Below are 18,008 nucleotides of genomic sequence, written 5' to 3'. Positions count from 1 at the left end.
AGGCCTCAGATCTTGAGGGGGCCGACCGGTGCAACGGTATCGAGCAGGCCAGCGAAGCGCTCTTCAACAAACGGCCGTGTCTTGTCGAGCAACAGCGGATCGGACGTATGCGCTGAGCCAGACAGGAAGTGGATGGCCTGACGCTGCGTGATTCCATTGAGCTCGGTTGCGGGAACGAGCCGCTCCTCGACAGGGCGCCTCTTAATAATCGTACCGCCTCCGGGACCGGCAACTTCCTCGGTGTCGACACCCGTGAAAGTTCCGATCGCTCTCGACCAGTACTCTGCCTCGTCCGGAAGAACGCGGCTCGTGTTGAACAGCGTCGTCACCTCGGCCGTTCCGAAAAGGTTATCAGCCCCCGCTTGACCATAGGTATCGATAATCTGAGCCCGATTCTGCCAGAAGCTCCAGATCGAGACCCCGTAGCCCGGCAGCTCGCCGACACCCTTCGAGATGGCGTCAAACCGGCCAAGGACGGCGGCTTCGTCGATGAAGACGACAATGCGTTCAGAGGGACGATTTTTGCGGATCGTCGCGAAAAGCTCGGCGAGTAACCAGCGCAGATAAGGCGCGAGGATTTTCCGGCGTTCGTCCGCGGGCGTCACGATAAAGAGATCGAGATTGCCGCCGGCAAGATCAGTCAGATCGAAGGTATGGTCGGACATGACGGCGCGTAGCCGCTCATCCAGCAGGAATTGCAATGCCTGTGCGGCCGTCGAGAGCAGAGGATCACGTGAGCGAGAATCGAACCCTAAAATGCTGAGAGCATCCTCGGAAAGCTTGTCCTTAGTCGCTATCAGCGCAGCGGCGAAACGATCGGGATCGCCGACTAGATTGGAAGCCGCTACGATTGCCGCGTCGGTGTCGTTACCTGAGAGTGCCTGACGCATTGCAGCGGCCAGAAGAACGCTGGCTCTGCTCCGGAAATATTGACCAGCTTCCAAGTCGTCTTTCGCTTCTGGCAGCATAGCCGCAGCTGTGGCCAGAAGCGCTGTCGTATCGCTCGGGTTGGTGTGAAGGAGCGGATTCCAACGATCCGTTCCGCCGATCAAGCCAAGTGGGTCAAGACAATGAACCTGCCGCCCCATCGCTTCGCGACGGCGTCGCGCCGCTCTGTATGCGTCACCTTTCGGGTCGATGACCACGACCGGACCGCCCCAGGCGCCAACCTCGGGCATGACGAGATTCGGCAATATTAGGCCGCTGGTCTTACCGGATCTGGGCGGTGCGATCGTGAGCAAATTGCCCTCAACAATGACACGAACGGCACGACCGGTCTTTGGATCACGCCCGAGCTCCAGGCCGCGCCGCATTCGCTTCACGTCCTTCGGATAGGCCCAGTGCGCGTTGCCATATCGGGTCGAGCCGTGGCGGGCCGCCATACGTTGGCCGCGGCTGATGATGAGAAAGGGCACGAGGGCGAGAAGGCCCATCAGGCCGTAGAAGACCGGTGCCCCGCCATAGTGCAGAGCGGTCGCCTGGCCCACCGAGGTCTCATACAAGACGGCGATCGCCGCCAGGGCGTGCTTCGGCTCAGTGAGATGCGTGAGATGCTCGAACCAAGCCAGTGGGTCCAGCTCGCCCGTCGGCCAGCCGGCAGGATTGAGCCCGTGCACGAGAACGAAGACGACAGGGTAGGCGAGTATCAGGATGGCAATGTCCACAATCAGCGCAAGGAAGACTCTGATCGGGAGGCTCGGTGTTACCATTGGCGAACGTAGCTCTTCAATATCGATGCGCGAATGTCATAGCCTTCAATGAAGCATCGATTGCTGAAGTTTTGCATAAAATTGTCATTAAAACGTAATTCTCAAAGAAATCTTGCGATAGATTCCTCTTTTCTGTAAGTCTGTTATCTCGACGCGAGCAAGAAATGTGCGGGCATCGAGTAGAAAAGAATTAGGAAGCGGGCCTGATGATGCTGGATCCGCAATCATGTCAGAGAGAATTACATGGCTGAGTCAAATCTTGGACCATATGCATATAATGCGGAACAACTACTTGAATTGGTACGCAATAAATACGTACACAGCGGCCATACCCAGGATACAATCGGCACAATCACCGGGACATTCGATAGCCTTATACTAGCGCAAAAACGTTCACGTGAGCGCGATGCTGCATTGCGTTTTGAATTCGCCAATCGCTGGAATTCGATGACCGATGAAGAAAAAACGGAACAAGCAGTGAGCGCCGTACAAGAAACTGCCCCAGGGATGGTCAGGATGGCTATTCCCTCCGATGTATTGAAAATATTTCTGGCAATTAAAGCATAATATAAATTGTTGCCTGCTCTAAATCCAGTAAATCATCTAGATAGCGACCGATGAAGCTATTGCCTGGCGCCAAGACGGCGCCAGGATTGATTTTGTAAACATTAATTGATTTTTGATCTCAAATAAAGCGGATCGACCGCTGTCCACTCAACCAAGCTGATCATTACCGCACTCATCACTCCTTTGCGCCATGAGCGGAACTCCGGTGCTTGTCGGAAAGCACACATCTTCAGTCGCGCAAACGATAATTTTCTCGACAGATCGTTAATCAGCATCGGAGAAGGCCATCCAGCGGCGCGAAAATCGTCGAAAAATCAGTGTCGCGAATCCGGGGGCATTGCTAAGTTCTGCGACATGCTGATTGGGTACGATGAGTCTCGACGGATGAGCAGAGCACTCGCCTCCAGCTCGATGCGCTGGCCGCAGCCGGCTGCGAGCGCCTTTTTTCGGAACATGCTTCTGGCGCCAACGCGAGTCGCCCGGTTCTCGCCGACATCGTAAGCCACCTTCGGCGCGGCGATACTCTAGTCGTGTGGCGGCTTGATCGCCTTGCGCGATCGCTCCCACATCTGATCGAGATCGTGCAACGCCTAAAAGACAGCGGGGTCGGCCTGCGCAGTCTCGGCGAAGGCATCGACACGACCATGCCGAATGGGCGTTTGATCTTTCATCTGTTCGGAGCACTCGCTCAGTTCGAACGAGAGTTGATCCGCGAGCGAACTCAAGCGGGTCTCGCGGCGGCACGGGCGCGAAGACGAAAAGGCGGTCGTCCTCCGAAGCTCAATCCGGAGAAGGTGCGGATGGCGAAAAGACTACTGAATGATCCGGAGGCCAGTGTCTCGGAAATAGCGCGAACACTTGGCGTTCATCGATCTACGCTGCACAAGGCGCTCAAGCCGACGTCGACGCGGGATCAGCGTTGATGCCGAAAAAGAGCAGTGTTCATGTCTTCTATTCGTGGCAGAGCGACTCTCCGAAGAAGACAAACCTCAACGCGATCAGAGCGGCCCTGGCCCTAGCTTGCAAGCGCCTCGAAGCGGCCGATCCGGCTTTGAAGCTCGTGCCCGACGAAGCGACGCGCGACACGTCGGGCAGCCCCAACATCGCTCTGAAGATTCTTGAGAAGATCGAAGCCGCGACCGTTTTCATCGCCGACGTGACAACTGTGACGTCGCCTGGCGCGACTCGACCTTGCCCCAACCCGAACGTCGGGTATGAGTTGGGCTACGCGGTCGCCACGCTCGGCTGGGACCGTGTCATCCTGTTGTTCAACGAGGAGCACGGCAGCTTTCCCGGCGACTTACCGTTCGATTTCATTCAGAACCGTGCGAGCCCGTACCGGCTCGCGGAAAGTGATCTGAAGGCGAAGCGGGACGCCCTAGCAGCGTTCCTCGAGGTCGCTGTCGGCGCCGTACTGGCGAAGAACCCAAAGCGTCCGGCTGAACTTAGGGGATTGACGCGGGAGAAGATTGAGCACGACCACGACGTCGAGAACATGAACTGGCTCATGCGCTCGCTCCACCTTCCGACGTTGGACCAGCACATCCTCGATCTGCCGTACGCTATCTCGGACAGGGCGATCTGGTTCTTTGAGAACTTCCGTGGCGTGGTCGCAAACAGCCTGTTCAGCCTCTATGACCCCGTCCTCCGCGACGCCGTCGATACCCTGTTCCAGGCTTGGACGCGGGCGCTCGCCCATGACGAGCAATATCATGATACGCCGAGCGGCCGGCTTCACGTCTTCAGCAATCCGGGAGACTTGCCGTTGCCGACCGATCGTCAGGCGATCTGGAACGAAATTGACGGCGCTCGGCGTGAGATGATGAAGGCGCTCGTGACAATCCTCGACCGGCTGAGAGAGGCCTACATCGAGATCAACATCCACAAGACGAACGGGAAAGCCTGGAAGGATTATGTGACGTTTCAGCGCGAAGTGGACGACGACAAGCCGAGGAAGGGGAAGGGCAAGAAGAAGCGGGCCAAGAAGTGATCAAGGCTGCCACGGCTACGCATGTGCAGCGATGGTCGCGAGCGTCGTCGCGGCCTTGCGCCGGGCTTCGGCGGACACGCCCTGCAACGCCTGAAGGGGCGCCGCGGTGAGCTCTGCGGCCCAGCGGCGCGGAAGCACAATCGGTTCTGCCGGGCTCGCGTCCACGCGATAGGTCTGCTTGATCTGCGTCCGTCCCAACAGGCCCCTAATCTTGGGATGGGCGACGCGAGCATATTTGGAGATCTCGCAGAACAGGTTTTGACAGTCGATCAGGTGAAGCCTGCGCCCACCAAGGCGCTGGAAGGTCAGGCCGAGTCGATCGAACTCCGCATCCTGATGTTCAACCATCCACTCGATCACGGTCCTGGGCGAGCGGCCGCCGGTGCTCACAAAGCATTTCGCGATGCCATCGAGGGCGCCTGGACCGGCGACCACAAAATCGTTCTCGTCGAAGTCGAGCAGGTCCGCGTAGTTGAGGTCGATGGCGTACTGAAAGGCCAGGAATGGACCGAGGCCTGGGTAGCGCAGCAGCTTATCGTAAACGTCGGCAAGCGAAGGTGCCTGGCGGAGTCGATCTGGAAGCCTGTCCTGCATCATGCGCTCCAGAAGCGCGAGATGGTTGCGGTGCTTACGGGCGTGGCCCAGAGCGGGCGGCGGCATGATGTAGGCCGCGGAGTAGTTCCGCGTGCCAGCGGCTTGGCGCGCATCCAGGACCGACACTGCTTTCACGAGATCAACTGTTTTCCACGCGAGCGGCCCCAAGGAATCCTCAAGCGCCTCCCAGGTGTCGATACGGTTGAAGAGCTTGAACAGGATGGTTCGGAAAAAGATCTCGTTCGGCTCTTGGCTACGATCCGCTCGCTGCTGAACCTCCCGAATGAGATATTGGCTGACCCGGTCGGCCACTCGGTAGGCGTTTGTGAAGCGATACGCGCGAAGGATTGGATCGTTGGTCCAAGGGCCAGGCTCTCCGGCGAGCCGGCGGAACAGGATCGCTTGTCGCTCGGCCGCGAACCGCCAATAGGAATCAAGAACTTCGCTCGGAACCATCGCACTCGCCGTCATCAGGACGCCGGCGAGCAGCTGCCCGTCACGGATTTGTGGGCTTGGTCGGCTGCGGCGCCCGCGGTGCGACGTTAGTAGCCGAACCTTCGGGCGGAGTTAAAGGCTGGACTGGCAAGGTCGGGCGCGGTTCAGCGCGTTCTGGCGCAATTTGCGCGCTCGTCGAGGTCTGTACTGCAGGCGGTGCGATGGCGACGGTTCGCGACGCGGTCACCTCGCGGATGAACCATCCGACGATTGCCGCCAAGAGGACGAGGCCGATCACGCGGACGAGGTTCTGCTCGTGGCTGACCGCGTCCATGCGCTTGTCGGTGGCTTCGATCTTGGCGAGCAGTCCGGCGAACGACTGGATCTCGCCGGCGATCGGGTTGATGAGCTTGGTTGGGATGTCGTCAAAGCCGGGGCCGGTCTTCGTGAGCGCAGTCTCACGATCGAGATCGGCATACCAGATGAGGAAGCAATCGTCCCCGCGCGCGAGGTGAACCGGGCCGGGCCCGGCGTTGAAGACCGAGAAGACGAGGCGCCCAGTGTAGCCAGGGTCGACGTGGAAACCCGAGACGTTGACGAGCCCGCGAAACTTTACGGTGGCCCTGACCGAGATGAAGGCCAAAGCGCTCTTCGGCACGGTGACCCGCTCTTCGGTGAGGAGAAATGCGAATTGGCCCGGGGGAACGGTGAACGCTTCACCGGCATCGAGCGGCACCTTCGTCTTGGTCGCGGCGTCCTTCGCTTCGCCGGTGGGCGAGATGTAGACTTCCTGGCCGACGCGCAGGCGATACGCCGCACAATCGATCTGCGCGGCTTCATAAGGCGAGACAAGGCCGGGAAGGCGCTCGGCGAGGGTCTCCCCGCTCCAGTAGCTCATTGGGCCGCAACCGGTGCGACGTCGCGAAGACGGGCGTCAAAAATGGAACGCTCCTCGACGACGCGTAGCCGGGCGGCATAGAGAGCGGCCAGGTCCAGAGACCGTACGGCTGCGGCCGCTACTACTAGCTTGAACAGTGCCAGATTGCTCTCGCGCATCGCGTTGCGGAACGGGAATGACTCCATGTGGTCTAGCGACTCGCATGCCTTGGCGAGTGCGCCGGCGTGTCGGGCGAAGGTGCGTAGCAGCCCCGAGACATCGTTGGTGGTCGCGAGCTCCGCTGCCAGATCGTGCCCGATCTTGGAGAGGTCTAAGCCGCTCCCGTTGGGAGCGGCGAGATCGCGCCCAAGGTCCTGGTTGAGCGTGTTGGCCGTCGCCAGGGTGATGATGAAGGCGTCGACTAGAATGCGCGACACGCGGTCGGGATCGTCGCCGTCGATCTCGGCGAGGTAGCCCACATACTTGGCCATGTGGAGGGCCATGTGCTTCACGCGCTCGCCCAAGGGCAGGAGGACAACGTCCTTGTGGTAGCGCTCGTCGTGCGAGAGCTGGGTCCATTGCAGGTCGAGCATGAGTGCAGGCGCGGTGACTGTCATGTGCATCCCTATGCGGCCAGGGCCATAGAGCGGGCTTGGTGGCAGCGCGCGACAAGATCGCGGACCTGGCCAGTGCCCCACTTCTTCGAGCTCAGTTCCAGCTGCGCCATCGACGAGTGGCAGACGAGAGGCCCCAGCTTCAGCCCGGCCTCTCGCGCGATGAAATTCTGAAGGTGGGCGAGTCCGAACAGATTACCGAGTGTTCGCTGGATCCAATAGTGTGAGCGGTAGAAGCCAGTCAGCATGAGCCGGTGGTCTGCGGTCAACTTGACGCTGATATGGCTCAGGCAAGGACCCCCATTAGGGCGTGTACGGTCGCTGCTCGCTGGATCGTAAATCGGAATGTCCAGCACTGGGTCGAGCATACCCAGCTCGTAGGTGCCGCGATTGGTGCCGCTGATCGCGAGTTGACTCTTCAACTTAGCAATCAACACCTTGAGAGGACTGAACTCGGTTCCGTCTGGATCGACGCGGCAAAGGATGCGCTGCGCGTAGGTGCCCCACGAACAGTCGGGATGCTTCAGCACTTGCGGCAGGACGTCGGTGACGTATCGCTCGTAAACGCCAACGGCCCCGTGTCGCTGATAAAGCTGGGCCGGAAAGATGGTGTTCACCACCGTGCTGAACGGCAGGCCTCCGCGCTGAACAAGGAAGGCGCTCAGCGTCTCAACCACCGCCCGATGGTCTGCAGGGAGCGAGAGCGGATTGGCGATCTCGCTAACGAGATTGTAGTCGCGCCAAGCATCCTGCTCCTGAAGGAGGAGATGATCGCAGCCTTGGAGCCAGGCATCGACACAAGTTTCGGCTTGGATCGGCTTCATCAGACCGTCTCCTCTTCGGGAAAGCGCGCGAGCGCATAAAGGCGAGGCCGAAGGTAGTCGGCCGAAACCCAAGAATGGCCATCAAGGCCCCATTCGAGACCCCACGAGTTGCGCACCAGGACGTAAGAGTCCGCTCCGTCTCGGCCGTGACCTACAGCTAGCACCGCGTGGTAGTCCGTATCCAAATCGCTCTGGCCAGCGATTACCCGACCTTGCGCATCGGGAAGGTAAAACCGCTCCCCCAGCAGTAGCGCGATGACGACGGGCCGATCTGCATCAAGCTCCTCTATGATCCGGTCGACCGACGTTCCTTCGAGCGCGGACCGCTTCCGAAATACAGGTTTTGCAGTCGCGGGCGGTGACCAAGTCGCCCGGTCGCCAATCGGATCTAGATAGGCCCATCCGGCTTCGTGGCATTGGCCGTCCGCAGCGAGCGCGCTGATGCAGACTGGCATGGTGACGCCCTGGTCCGGATCATTGCCAGGCGTGCGCTGGACGGCATTGTAGTACAGATGTTCGACCGAAAGAGGGGTGGGGTGCTTACGCGCCGCGGCGTGTCCGTCGCTAAAGGCGAAAGCGATACAGGTCGGACGACTCCCCTGGTTCCGGGCAGGTCCAAGCTGAGGCCGCAGGTCTCGAAGCGCCATTATCGTCATCACGCAGCCAGTCGGAGATGCCGTCGAGTGGCGCGGGGCATGCCGACCTCTTTCCCTTGGAGGTCGTAGGCGACGCGCAGTGCCGCGAGCGGCGTGCCCGTTTTCAGCCACGGGCGCCTCAGCTCGAGCGAGAAGCTGCCCTTCGCCGGCTCGGTGCGGCGGGCGGTGAGCGCGCGCGTCACGGGGCCGCCCACAGCCACGGTTGGCGGCGGCACCTCGCGCCGATCGCGCAGGATAGCGAAACCTGAGTCGATCAGGCCAGATGTCGTCCAGAGGTAGCCGGCTCCCCCCTGCTCTTCCAGACGGAGCACGAACACATCGTCGGGCTGACCTTCTATTGTGGAGCCCTCGTCGCGTTCCGTCAGTAGCCAAACATCGGGGAAGAAATTGTCGACCTCCACGCCGTCGAGCAACTCAGCCTTAATCGTCCGGCGTGGTTTCGCTTGCAGCGCCTCACGCGTGGTCTCGTTGATGATGTCGTGCCGTTCGAGCGCGACGCATGTCGCCGAATAGCTCGCTCCAACCCGCAACGAGAGTTGGTAGACAATGTGGGGATCCGCCATGCTGGCGCGGTTCCAGCCCTGCCGGCGGGCGTGCATCTGCAGGAGCCACTTGGGGAGCAGAAACGCTGAGGCGAAGCTGTCCGCCGCAACTTCTAGCTCGGAGACAACAGTATCGCCGCTGTTGTGCCCGATGCGCCGGAGGATCTCATCGCCGTCCAGACTCGAGTCGTGCCCCAGCGCGACATGCCCGAGTTCATGCGCGCCGGTGAAACGCTGGATGGGGAGAGGTCGCTCGGTCGAGATCATGATACCTGGCCCAGGCAGGCAGGCACCGAGCAGGCCTTGTAGCGGCCGGAAGATAAGCGGCGTGCCAAGGGCGAGAATGGCCCCAAACACATCGACAGAACCGGCGCGCGCCTCAACCTGCCTGCGCACGCCCAATCGGTCGTGCAGCCGGGCTGCACTTTGCGCCCCCTCCAGGATGGCCTCGCGCCGGGTCACTAGCGGTTCCTCGCCTGGAGGAACTGCGCGAACTGCAGGAGTTCCTCACGGTCGCGATCAGTCAATTTCGCGGCGGTCCGTGCGAGGTGCTGCACCGTCTCCGGCACCGGCGCAGGCTCGCCGGCTTCGCCCGTAAAGAACGCGATCGGACGCTGATAGATTTCCGCAAGACGCTTCAGCTCAATGGCATCGACCTTACGCTGTCCGGTCTCCATCAGCGATACGGCGGACCGGGGGAGGTCGAGGGCTTTCGCGACCTCATCTTGAGACAAGCCGAGGTACTCGCGAGCCTCTTTGAGGCGTGAGCCGAGGCCCGCACGGTCGCTGCCGTCCGTGGCGATCGCGCTCGGCGGGGCGCGTCCGATGCGCTTTGCTTGGGTCATGCGGCTTCCTTCCTGCGAGGTGCTGACTGACGGCGCGCGACCATCGCCCGTACTTTGGGCAGGAGGTCAGCCGTCATGTCTTCAAAGCTGGCGTACCCACCGGGGCGGATGACTCGCGGCGGCACTTCGAAACCGACGTGCTTCTCTATCGTGAGCAGACCGTTCACGGCGCCGAGCGAGTCTATGGTGGGTATGACATCGAAAATTGTGCCGCTGGCTGGCTTGGGATCAGCGAACGGATCGCCGTCTCCGACCTCGTCATCCCACCAGCTGCGAAGGTCGTCGAGCAACGCCTCTTCGGAGTAGGGTTCGCTGGTCATAGCGTGTGTCCCTCGTGCGACATTCACACCATATGGCATATTTATGTTCGATTTTCAAACACGCAGTTTGCGGTGGTGCTGACAAACCTTCAGGCTGGTGCCGAGCAGCGGATCGACGGCGCTACCGAAGGCGTGGCGGGCTGCGGAACGATCTTCACTAAGGCTGCCGCTGGTTCTAAGCCTCGTCAGAAGGAGATTGAGATGCCGAGGGTTTCGACCACGAACGAGCTCCGGCGTAGGATACGAAGAGCTAAGATGCTGTTTTACTTTGCTTTATCCTACTCCAGCGCACTCGAGCGCAGAGCGTAGCCCATTTAAAACGGCTCAAAATCCGGTTTGCGCATTGAGGCATCATCGGCAGAGGGGCGACGATAACCGACTTAATCAGATGGCCAGCCCAGAAGCGGACCTTCCGAATGTCCGCGAAGGGTCAAAAGCTGACGGCAGCTCGGACCGATCTGCAACGTGCCTCACGGAGGCCGAAGGACGCCGTTGCGTTCGAAGGGAGAGCCGATCCTTGGGGCCTAGACCAAAAAGGCTTGCGGGATACCCAACGCGAATCATCCGCGTTGGGCTGGCAGCTTGTAGATCGGTCACAACGCGGCGTCTGATACGTAGTTCGCGTCGACCATTGGTTTCGATCCGCCGAAATAAGCCCTTGCGTTCTGCGAAGCTTGGCCGAATCCTGACGGTGCCTGTCGATCTGCTGGGCCTCCTTGGAGGTCTTGCCGCCCGGCAGGCCGCTCCAGGGAAGGTGAGGAAGCCATCCCACGCTGACCGGCGGTCAGCCCCGGATGCGTAGGCCGCCGGTCGGCGTGGGACCTCACGTGTCATGTGGCGTATGAATCTCGTGCCCCATCGGCGGGCAGCGCATCACGCGCGGAAAAGCCGGGACTAAAACAAGCGGGCGCGGTAGCCGGCGCCAAGCATAAGCGGACACACCGAGCCACCGGGCGACCGGGAGAGCTGCTGGTTGATCGTCTGCTCGTTCAGCAGGTTCCGTCGCCGATGCGGCGGGGCAAGCGAGCGTTTGCGCGCGAGGCTGACGGCGATGCGTTTCGTGTCGTTGACGATCTTTCGCGCCCTGTGCCGGTCGGTCGGGCAGAGCTCGACGTGCTTGAGACCTATCTCGGCCAAGCGCTCGATGCGATTTTGCGTGAGATCGGCACCAAGCCATGACAGCTCACGGACACTTCACGGCATACAAAATTGTGGATCGCCAATGCCTCCGACGCTGGCTCGGTAGATCGGTTGTAAGATCGTGTGCGTATCAATCGAGTATCCGAACATGAACATGCAAGCTCGCAAGTCGAAGCTAACGCCGCGGCCCGAAGGACCGCTGCGCGCTTGTTCCTATCTGCGAGTGTCGACGTCTAGGCAGGCTGAGTCTGAGCTTTCCATGCCTGATCAAGATAAGCAGATTAATTCATTTTGCTTAGCCAAAGCTTGGACGATCGTTGCCAAATATCAAGAGCCGGGAGCGTCCGCCACAGACGACGCCCGCCCCGAGTTTCAAAAGATGATCGAGCGAGCCTGCGACAATGACCGCCCTTTCGACGTCATCGTGGTTCATAGTTATTCGCGCTTCTTTCGAGATGCATTCGGACTGGAAATGTATGTTCGCCGCCTTGCTAAGGCTGGGGTGAGACTTGTTTCGATCACGCAAGAACTTGGAGACGATCCAGCCCAGGTAATGATGCGTCAGATCATTGCGTTATTTGATGAATATCAGAGCAAGGAAAATGCGAAACACGTCCTGCGCGCGATGAAGGAGAACGCAAGACAGGGTTTCTACAACGGGGCACGTTTGCCGATTGGATATAAGCTTGAAGAGGTCGAAAAGCGCGGAAACAGGGTCAAGAAGCGCCTCGTCATCGACGCGGTCGAGGCCGATACCGTCAAGCTGATGTTTCGACTCTACCGTCATGGTGACGGCACATCTGGGCCCCTCGGTGTGAAGGCACTGACCTGCTGGCTGAATGAACACGGTTACCGGACTCGGCTCGGCGCTCGCTTCGGCATTGCGACTGTCCACGGGATGCTGACGAACCGCATTTACATCGGCGAATGGGGCTTCAATCGTAGGGATTCCAAGACGCTGATCGATAAGCCCGAGGCCGAGCACGTGCCGATCGAGGTGCCGGCAATCATCGACCTCGCCGAGTTCGAGGCGGTCGCAGCGACGCTCAAGGCTCACAACCCGCGTGCGACACCCGCGCGCGTCGTGACGGGCCCGATTTTGCTAACGGGATTGGCTACGTGCGCCACCTGCTCCGGACCGATGACCCTGCGCACCGGCACATCGAAGTCAGGGAAAGTCCACACTTACTATTCCTGCTCGACGCATGGCCGACAGGGTAAGACCGCCTGCGTCGGCCGCGCGATTCCGATGAATAAGCTCGACACACTGGTGACGGATCACCTCGTTGCTGAGCTGCTTCAGCCCGATCGGCTTCGCGCGACGCTGGCTTCGCTATGGGCTTTGCGCGCCGAGCGATCAGCAGAGGTCGATGGGCGGGTGGCCGCCTTGCGAAAGGAGGTTATTGCAGCCGAGGACAAGCTGCAGCGGCTCTACAGGATGGTCGAGGACGGGGTGACCGATCTCGACGATATTCTCAAGGATCGACTCGCCGCGCTGAAGCTGGACCGCGATCGGGCGAAGGCCGCACTTGATCGCATCCGTGTCGCTGAGCCTGCCGCAGAAACGATCGACCCGGATCTGATCGAGCGCTTCGGCACGCTCATGCGCGAGAACGTGGCGAACGGAGAGATTCCGTTCCGCAAGGCTTGGCTTCAGGCGATCGTCGACCGGATCGAGGTCGATGACGATGTTATCCGCATCTTTGGGGATAAGGCGAACTTGGAAACCGTCATCGCCGGCGGTGGCGCTCACATCACGCCCGGTGTTCGCAGTTCTGTACGGAAATGGCGCGCCCGAAAGGATTCGAACCTCTGACCCCCAGATTCGTAGTCTGGTGCTCTATCCAGCTGAGCTACGGGCGCGCGGTGATCGGGGAGCAGCGAGTGCCTCGCCCGATCGAGGGGGGTGTCTAAGTCGTTCCTGACAGCTTGGCAAGCCGTCGTTTTCGATAGCGATGCGTGATTTTGCGAAGGGGCTTCAACCATGTGCGTTCAGCGCACGGGAGGATCCCAGACGGGCAGAAGCGTGGTGTCGACGGGGCGCGGCAGCAGGCCTTCGGCGCGGAAGGCGCCGGCGATCTTCTGCTGCTCGGCGAGGCCGTCGCGGGTCACCGGCTCGACCCTGTAGCTGCGGCGGTCATTGGCCTGGCGCACGATCGGCGCCTCGATCTTCCACAGCGCCGAGAGGCGGGTCGCGGCCTCGTCCGGATGCGCCTTCACCCAGTCCCCGGTCTCGCGCAGCTTGCCGAACAGGATGGCGAGCACCTCCGGATGCGCTTTCGCGTAGTCGCCGCCGGCGAGGTAGTAGCGCTTGTACAGCGAGAGGCCGCTGCCGTCCTTCAGGATGCGGGCGCCGGCCTGGACCTGGGCCGCGGACAGGAACGGATCCCACGCCACCCAGGCATCGACGCTGCCGCCGACGAGCGCGCTGCGGCCGTCGGCGGGGGTGAGATAGGCCGGCGTGATGCTCTTGAAGGAGAGTCCCTCCCCGGCCAGCGCGGCGAGCAGCAGGTAGTGGCTGCCGGCGCCCTTGGTGACGGCGACCTTGCGGCCCTTGAGGTCGGCGACGCTCTTCACCGGCGAGTCGCCGGAGACCAGGATCGCCTGCGCGCTCGGCGAGGCGGCCTCCTGCGCGAGGTAGGTGATCCTCGCACCGGCCGCCTGGGCGAAGACCGGGACCGTGTCGGCGACATCGGCCGAGACGTCGATCTGGCCGACATTCAGCGCCTCCATGACCGGCAGGCCACTGGTGAACTCGTGCCAGCTCACCCGGACCTTCAAGGGCGCGAGCGCCTTCTCCAGGGCTTCGTCCTGGCGCAGCAGCGAGATCAGCGTCGAGGAGCGCTGGTAGCCGATGCGCAGCACCCCGCCGTGATCCGCCCTGGCGGGAAGCGCGGCAGCGAGGGAAGCGGCGATGAGGCTCGCGAGAAGGGTGCGGCGGAGCATGAGGGTCTCTGGGATCAGGTGCCGGGCTTGCGCACGGCGTCGGTGATGGTCAGCGGCTTCGGGATGAAGCCGAGGCCGTGGAAGGTGTCGGCGATCTTCTGCTGCTCGGCGATGGTCGGCCCGTCGAGGGAGCGCACGCCGTATCCCTGCCGCTTGAGGGCGACCGCGAGGATCGGCGCCGGGATGCCGACGGAGGGCGCGAGTTCGCGGGCGACCGCCTCGGGATTGTCCTTGGCCCAGGCATCGACCTCGCCGATCGCGGCGATGACGGTGTCGAGCACTGGGCCGTTCTTCTCCGCGAAGCTGCGCGAGGCGAGGTAGAACTGGTGGTTCGGCACGATGCCGGTCCCGTCCGCCAGCGGGCGCGCGTTGCTCGAGACCTCGGCGGCGGCGAAATAGGGGTCCCAGATCGCCCAGGCATCGATGGCGCCGCGCTCGAAGGCGGCCCGGGCATCGGCCGGGGCGAGATAGACCTCGGTGATGTCCTTGAGCGTCAGCCCGGCCTTCTCCAGGGCGCGCACTAGCAGGTAGTGGACGTTCGAGCCCTTGTTCAGGGCGACCTTCTTGCCCTTAAGGTCGGCGACGCTCTGCAGCGGGCTCGCCTTCGGCACCAGGATGGCCTCACCGCGCGGGGCGGGCGGCTCGTGCGCGACGTAGGTGAGTGCGTCGCTGGCGGCCTGGGCGAAGATCGGCGGTGTCTCGCCGGCCGTGCCGAAATCGATGGCGCCGGCATTGAGCGCCTCGAGCAAAGGAGGGCCGGAGGGGAACTCGGACCAGATGACGTCGTAGCCCAGCGCCTTGAGCCGCGGCTCAAGGCTGCCTCTGCCCTTTAGGAGGACGAGGGTGCCGTATTTCTGGTAGCCGATCCGGATCGTCTTCTCGGCGGCATGGGCCGGAGCGAGCCAGAGCGCGGCGAAGACGAGGGCGGCGAGGGCGAGCCACAGGCGCTGGCCCGGGAGCGTGAGCGGTCGTGCCTTGGCGATGGCGGGCATGGGCGGCCTCGTGGGTGAGCAGCGGATCGGGTTTGGCGTCCTCGCCGTCATTGCTTCGGCTTCGCCTCGCAATGACGACGGTGTTCAGTGTGCGGCGATGCGGCGGGTCGGGACGATGTCGTTGGCGATGACCTCGCCGAACGGGCCGTTGTTCGGCGCACCCGAGCGGGGGGCTCCGGTGGTCGTGCGGAGCGGCAGCTTCGGGAAGACGAGCTCGGCGAAGCGGTAGGCTTCCTCGAGGTGCGGGTAGCCGGACAGGATGAAGCGATCGATGCCGAGATCGATGTATTCCTTCATCCGGTCGGCGACCTGGTCCGCCGAGCCCACGAGGGCCGTGCCGGCCCCTCCCCTGACGAGACCGACGCCGGCCCAGAGGTTCGGCGAGACCAGGAGCTTGTTCCTGTCGCCGCCATGCAGCGCCATCATCCGGCTCTGGCCGACGGAATCCTGGCGCTTCAGGGTCTCCTGCGCCTGCGCGATGGTGGCGTCGTCGAGGCGCGAAATGAGCTTGTCGGCGGCCTCCCAGGCCTCGCCCTCCGTCTCGCGCACGATCACGTGCAGCCGGATCCCGTAGGAGAATCTTTTGCCACGGCGCTCGGCAGCCTCCCGGGCACGAGCAATCTTCTCTGCGACGCCGGCTGGAGGTTCGCCCCAGGTCAGGTAGACCTCACAATGGTCGGCTGCGACCTCGATACCGGCCGGGGAGGAACCGCCGAAATAGAGCGGCGGATACGGGTCCTGAACCGGGCGGAAGATCACGCGTCCGTTCTCGGTCCGCAGGTGCTTGCCCTCGAAATTCACGGTCTCGCCGGCCATCAGGCCGCGCCAGATCGTCAGGAACTCGTCCGTGACCTCGTAGCGCTCGTCATGGGCGAGGAAGACGCCGTCGCCCCTCAGCTCGACGGGGTCGCCGCCGGTGACGACGTTGATGAGCAGGCGGCCATTCGAGATCCGGTCCAGCGTCGCGGCCATGCGGGCGGCGACGGAGGGCTCCTGCAGGCCGGGACGCACGGCGACGAGGAAGCGCAGGCGCTTGGTCAGCGGTGCCAGCGCCGAGGCGACCACCCAGGAATCCTCGCAGGACCGGCCGGTGGGCAGTAGCACGCCGTAATAGCCGAGATCGTCCGAGGCTTGGGCGATCTGGCGCAGGTAGTCGAGCGAGACGTCGCGGGCGCCTTCCGAGGCGCCGAGATAGCGGCCGTCGCCATGGGTCGGCAGGAACCAGAGGACGTCGGTCTTGCCGTCGGTCTGAGCGGACATGGGGAACTCCACGAAACGAAGGGCGCGTCAGGCGCGCGCGAGAAGCTGGTCGAGGATGCGGCCTTCGAGGGCCGCGAGGTCGGGATCGCCCCGGCGGCGCGGGCGGGGCGTGTCCACGTCGACGTCCAGGGCGATCGCGCCGTCCTCGATCACCAGGATGCGGTCCGCGAGGGCGACGGCCTCGCCGACGTCGTGGGTGACGAGGATCGCGGTGAAGCCCTGTTCGGCCCAGATCCGCTCGATCATCGCCTGCATGTCGATGCGGGTGAGCGCGTCGAGCGCGCCCAGCGGCTCGTCGAGGGCGAGGAGCGCGGGCCGGCTCACGAGCGCCCGGGCGAGCGCCACGCGCTGGCGCTGGCCGCCCGAGAGCGTTGCCGGCCAGTCGCCGGTTTTTTCGGACAGGCCGACCTGAGCGAGGGCCTCGCGGGCCTTCTCCCGGCGCTCCGCCCGGCTGCCCTCGCGGCCGAGCCCGACGGCGACGTTGTCGGCGACGCGGGCCCAGGGCAGCAGCCGCGGCTCCTGGAACATGATCTTTCGCGAGGGGCCGGCGGCGCGGCCGTCGCGGCCGTCGACCGCGAGATGGCCGGAGGTGGGCTGTTCGAGGCCGAGGATCAGGCGCAGCAGGGTGCTCTTGCCGCAGCCGGAGCGGCCGACGATGGCGACGAACTGGCCGGCCGGGATGTGCAGGTCGAGCCCGCGGATCACGGGCTCCCCGCCATCGAAGGCCTTGGTGAGGCGCCGCAGCGTCACCGAGAGCGCGCGGCCGGCGCTGGGCCGCACCGGGGCGTGCGCCTGCGCGGCGACGTCCTTGAAAAGGGGAGCGATGGTAGCGGTCATGGCGGCGCGGCTCAGGCGTTGCGATAGGCCGGGTTCCAGGAGAGGCAGCGCCGCTCCAGGAGCCGGGTCAGGCTGTCGGCGAGCTTGCCGAGAGCCGCGTAGATCAGGATCGCCAGGACCACGACGTCGACGAGCATGAACTCGCGCGCCTGCATGGCCATGTAGCCGAGGCCGGAATTGGCAGCGATCGTCTCGGCGACGATGAGCGTCAGCCACATGATGCCGAGACCGTAGCGCAGGCCGACGAAGATCGACGGAAGCGCCCCCGGAAGGACGACGCGCCAGAAGAGTTCGCGGCGGTTCATGCCGTAGACCCGGCCCATCTCGATGAGCTGCGGGTCGACCGAGCGGATGCCGTGCAGGGTGTTGGCGTAGATCGGGAAGAACACGCCGAGCGCCACGAGGAAGAGTTTCGCGCCCTCGTCGATGCCGAACCACAGGATCACCAGCGGGATCAGCGACAGGTGGGGCACGTTGCGCACCATCTGCAGCGTTGTGTCGGTCAGTTTCTCCGAGAGCCGCGAGAGCCCGTTGGCCAGCCCGAAGGCGAGCCCGATGCCGCCGCCGATGAGGAACCCGGAGGCCGCGCGTAAAAAGCTGACCCAGAGATTGACCCAGAGTTCGCCCGTCTGCGCCGCCTGCCAGCCGGCATGGGCGACGTCGAGCGGCGCCGGCATGAACCGGGTCGAGACGAGGCCCGTCGAGGCCGCGGCCTGCCAGCCGAGGATGATTCCGGCCGGGAGCAGCCAGGGGAGCGCCCGGCTCGGATCGAGCCATGTCGGCACTCGGGGCGTCGGTGCGCGAGCGGCACGCGCCGGCGCGATCCGGGTGAGGGCGGGAAGGGCGGAATCGGCCATGCG

The 18,008-nt window shown here is 63.1% G+C and carries 18 protein-coding genes, 1 tRNA gene and 1 pseudogene; 5 read left to right on the top strand and 15 right to left on the bottom strand.

Translation table 11 applies throughout. The features are described 5' to 3' along the window. Positions 1-5: 5 nt before the first annotated feature. Positions 6-1,709: a type IV secretory system conjugative DNA transfer family protein gene (locus HCU64_RS19540; protein WP_233385885.1), complete on the bottom strand. Its 1,704-nt coding sequence runs from the start codon at positions 1,707-1,709 to the stop codon at positions 6-8. Positions 1,710-1,952: 243 nt separating this feature from the next. Here HCU64_RS19540 and HCU64_RS19535 point away from each other — a divergent pair, with 243 nt between their 5' ends. The 3 genes and pseudogenes from HCU64_RS19535 (at position 1,953) to HCU64_RS19525 (ending at position 4,266) form a co-directional block, all read left to right on the top strand. Beyond that, on the top strand, positions 1,953-2,276 hold the full coding sequence (locus tag HCU64_RS19535) for a hypothetical protein (RefSeq protein WP_233385884.1): 324 nt from the start codon (positions 1,953-1,955) through the stop codon (positions 2,274-2,276). A 386-nt stretch (positions 2,277-2,662) separates the two neighbouring features. Continuing rightward, positions 2,663-3,199 (top strand): annotated as a pseudogene (locus HCU64_RS19530) (recombinase family protein); the annotation flags it as partial. Continuing rightward, positions 3,199-4,266: a nucleotide-binding protein gene (locus tag HCU64_RS19525; RefSeq protein WP_233385883.1), complete on the top strand. Its 1,068-nt coding sequence runs from the start codon at positions 3,199-3,201 to the stop codon at positions 4,264-4,266. The pseudogene HCU64_RS19530 and the gene HCU64_RS19525, both read left to right, overlap by 1 nt. A gap of 15 nt (positions 4,267-4,281) precedes the next feature. On the opposite strand, the gene HCU64_RS19520 is transcribed toward HCU64_RS19525, so the two are convergent. From HCU64_RS19520 to HCU64_RS19485, 8 genes are read right to left on the bottom strand one after another with little or no spacing between them, the layout of a single operon-like run. Continuing rightward, positions 4,282-5,331, bottom strand: a complete 1,050-nt coding sequence (locus HCU64_RS19520) for a nucleotide kinase domain-containing protein (protein WP_233385882.1) — start codon at positions 5,329-5,331, stop codon at positions 4,282-4,284. Positions 5,332-5,356: 25 nt separating this feature from the next. Further along, positions 5,357-6,193, bottom strand: coding sequence for a dCTP deaminase domain-containing protein (locus tag HCU64_RS19515; RefSeq protein ID WP_233385881.1), 837 nt, complete (start codon positions 6,191-6,193; stop codon positions 5,357-5,359). Beyond that, complete coding sequence (locus HCU64_RS19510; protein ID WP_233385880.1) at positions 6,190-6,789, bottom strand: hypothetical protein; 600 nt, start codon at positions 6,787-6,789, stop codon at positions 6,190-6,192. The genes HCU64_RS19515 and HCU64_RS19510 overlap by 4 nt, the downstream gene beginning before the upstream one ends. 8 nt (positions 6,790-6,797) lie before the next feature. Beyond that, entirely contained in the window at positions 6,798-7,610 is an 813-nt protein-coding gene (locus tag HCU64_RS19505) for a hypothetical protein (protein WP_233385879.1), read from the bottom strand. Next, on the bottom strand, positions 7,610-8,266 hold the full coding sequence (locus HCU64_RS19500; RefSeq protein ID WP_233385909.1) for a C1 family peptidase: 657 nt from the start codon (positions 8,264-8,266) through the stop codon (positions 7,610-7,612). The genes HCU64_RS19505 and HCU64_RS19500 overlap by 1 nt, the downstream gene beginning before the upstream one ends. After that, on the bottom strand, positions 8,266-9,270 hold the full coding sequence (locus HCU64_RS19495; RefSeq protein ID WP_233385878.1) for an ImmA/IrrE family metallo-endopeptidase: 1,005 nt from the start codon (positions 9,268-9,270) through the stop codon (positions 8,266-8,268). The genes HCU64_RS19500 and HCU64_RS19495 overlap by 1 nt, the downstream gene beginning before the upstream one ends. Beyond that, positions 9,270-9,653, bottom strand: coding sequence for a helix-turn-helix domain-containing protein (locus tag HCU64_RS19490; protein ID WP_233385877.1), 384 nt, complete (start codon positions 9,651-9,653; stop codon positions 9,270-9,272). The genes HCU64_RS19495 and HCU64_RS19490 overlap by 1 nt, the downstream gene beginning before the upstream one ends. Next, a complete protein-coding gene (locus tag HCU64_RS19485) occupies positions 9,650-9,973 on the bottom strand; it encodes a hypothetical protein (protein ID WP_233385876.1) in 324 nt (107 codons plus the stop codon). The genes HCU64_RS19490 and HCU64_RS19485 overlap by 4 nt, the downstream gene beginning before the upstream one ends. Before the next feature lie 834 nt (positions 9,974-10,807). Here HCU64_RS19485 and HCU64_RS19480 point away from each other — a divergent pair. Further along, positions 10,808-11,152: a hypothetical protein gene (locus tag HCU64_RS19480; protein ID WP_233385875.1), complete on the top strand. Its 345-nt coding sequence runs from the start codon at positions 10,808-10,810 to the stop codon at positions 11,150-11,152. Between the two features lie 109 nt (positions 11,153-11,261). Continuing rightward, on the top strand, positions 11,262-12,929 hold the full coding sequence (locus HCU64_RS19475) for a recombinase family protein (protein WP_267922507.1): 1,668 nt from the start codon (positions 11,262-11,264) through the stop codon (positions 12,927-12,929). Here the strand turns inward: HCU64_RS19475 and HCU64_RS19470 are convergent. The 6 genes from HCU64_RS19470 to HCU64_RS19445 form a co-directional block, all read right to left on the bottom strand. Next, a tRNA-Arg gene (locus HCU64_RS19470) sits at positions 12,900-12,976 on the bottom strand. The genes HCU64_RS19475 and HCU64_RS19470 overlap by 30 nt on opposite strands. A 129-nt stretch (positions 12,977-13,105) precedes the next feature. Then, the gene (locus HCU64_RS19465) at positions 13,106-14,059 is read right to left on the bottom strand and encodes an aliphatic sulfonate ABC transporter substrate-binding protein (RefSeq protein WP_233385873.1); all 954 of its coding nucleotides are present in this window, start codon (positions 14,057-14,059) and stop codon (positions 13,106-13,108) included. A gap of 14 nt (positions 14,060-14,073) precedes the next feature. Next, a complete protein-coding gene (locus HCU64_RS19460; protein ID WP_233385872.1) occupies positions 14,074-15,051 on the bottom strand; it encodes a sulfonate ABC transporter substrate-binding protein in 978 nt (325 codons plus the stop codon). Between the two features lie 84 nt (positions 15,052-15,135). Then, positions 15,136-16,311, bottom strand: coding sequence for an FMNH2-dependent alkanesulfonate monooxygenase (gene ssuD / locus HCU64_RS19455; RefSeq protein WP_233385870.1), 1,176 nt, complete (start codon positions 16,309-16,311; stop codon positions 15,136-15,138). A gap of 27 nt (positions 16,312-16,338) precedes the next feature. Next, on the bottom strand, positions 16,339-17,148 hold the full coding sequence (locus HCU64_RS19450; RefSeq protein ID WP_233385868.1) for an ABC transporter ATP-binding protein: 810 nt from the start codon (positions 17,146-17,148) through the stop codon (positions 16,339-16,341). A gap of 11 nt (positions 17,149-17,159) precedes the next feature. After that, positions 17,160-18,005, bottom strand: coding sequence for an ABC transporter permease subunit (locus tag HCU64_RS19445; RefSeq protein WP_233385867.1), 846 nt, complete (start codon positions 18,003-18,005; stop codon positions 17,160-17,162). Between the last annotated feature and the right edge of the window lie 3 nt (positions 18,006-18,008).

It is taken from the genome of Methylobacterium sp. C25 (assembly GCF_021352225.1).
In the GTDB taxonomy this organism is placed as follows: Bacteria; Pseudomonadota; Alphaproteobacteria; order Rhizobiales; family Beijerinckiaceae; genus Methylobacterium.
Note: the sequence above shows the minus strand (reverse complement) of the source record. Positions and strands in the feature narration are given on the sequence as shown.